The following is a 1,456-nucleotide window of genomic DNA, read 5'->3' as shown; positions in this document are numbered from 1 at the left end:
TTAACAGCGTGTTGAAAAACTCCGCAAGGTGACCGAGAATCCAGCCATCGAGAGGTTGGAGGTGATGTGATGGGCCTTGGCCGTCAGAGTGACCAGCAAGGGAAGATGTATCTGTCCTGGGATGAAATTCCCCGGTCCCGTGGACACGCTTTTTACGACCGCCTCCAGCAGATTCTGCGGAAGTCCGGCTTCGACGCCTTCGCCGAGAAGTTGTGCAAGCCCTTCTATTCGGACAAGGGCCGCCCATCGATTCCGCCCGGCCGATATTTCCGGATGCACCTCGTGGGGTACTTCGAGGGCATCGACAGCGAGCGCGGCATCGAGTGGCGATGTGCCGATTCTCTTTCTCTCCGTGACTTTCTCCAGCTTTCGACCAAGGAGTCGGTCCCGGATCATTCCTCGTTGAGCCGGACGCGGTCCCGCCTGCCGCTGGCGATCCATCAGGACGTGTTCACTTGGGTGCTCAAGGTGCTGTGCAAGGAAGGTCTGGTCCTCGGCGGTCGGATCGGCGTGGACGCCTCGACGATGGAGGCCAACGCCGCGCTCAAGACCATCGTACGCCGGGACACTGGCGAGAGCTACCGGAAGATGCTCCTGCGCATGGCCAAGGAAAGCGGGATCGAGTCCCCTACGGATGAAGACCTAGCCCGCTTGGACCGCAAGCGCACGGGTAAGACACTCTCGAACAAGGACTGGCAGTCGTCGGTCGATCCCGAGGCGAAGATCACCAAGATGAAGGATGGCCGGACTCATCTGGCCTACAAGCCCGAGCATGCGGTGGACCTGGACACCGGGGCGGTCGTGGCGGTCGAGGTCCACGAAGCGGACAAGGGCGACACCGCGACTCTGCCAAAGACACTGGAAGCCGCCCAGGAAAGCCTGGGTCGGGTCACTCCCACACCGCCATGCCCGGACGATCCGGCGGAACTGGTCGCGGACAAAGGCTATTTCTCTCGGGATGTCCTCAAGGATCTGGACGGCGGACCGTGGAGGACGAGAATCGCCGAACCCAAGCGAAGCGGTTTGAACTCTTGGCGTGGCGACCATGAGGCACGGCGCGCCGTGTACAACAACCGCGCCCGGATATCGTCAATGGCTGGGAAGGCGATGAGCAAGCAACGGACCGAACTGGTCGAAAGGAGCTTCGAGCACACCCTGGACCGGTCCGGCGGCATGCGCCGGGTTTGGCTCAGAGGCCGGGAAAACGTCCAGAAACGCTACCTGCTCCATGTGGCTGGCTTCAATCTCGGCCTGCTGATGCGAATCAAGACCGGTTACGGCACCCCGAGAGGGTGGGCCAACGCTTGGTTTGTAATGATATGGCCCGAAATGACCTCGTCTGTGGCCTTCTTGGCCATTGTCTTGGTTGCAGAGGAGCAATGCCGCGCAATCATGCCCATCGCAGTCGTCTGTGAGGGGTAATAGCCGAAAACGACCTTTTGCAACGGGCTGTTAA

The 1,456-nt window shown here is 60.7% G+C and carries 1 protein-coding gene; it reads left to right on the top strand.

The features are described 5' to 3' along the window. Nucleotides 1–69 precede the first annotated feature (69 nt). Entirely contained in the window at nucleotides 70–1,422 is a 1,353-nt protein-coding gene (locus tag NNJEOMEG_RS20210; RefSeq protein WP_173087281.1) for a transposase, read from the top strand. The last annotated feature ends 34 nt before the right edge of the window (nucleotides 1,423–1,456 follow it).

The sequence above is a fragment of the Fundidesulfovibrio magnetotacticus genome, from assembly GCF_013019105.1.
GTDB classification, from domain to species: domain Bacteria; phylum Desulfobacterota; class Desulfovibrionia; order Desulfovibrionales; family Desulfovibrionaceae; genus Fundidesulfovibrio; species Fundidesulfovibrio magnetotacticus.
The sequence above is the reverse complement of the archived record's forward strand: the minus strand, read 5'-3'. Positions and strand labels throughout refer to the sequence as shown.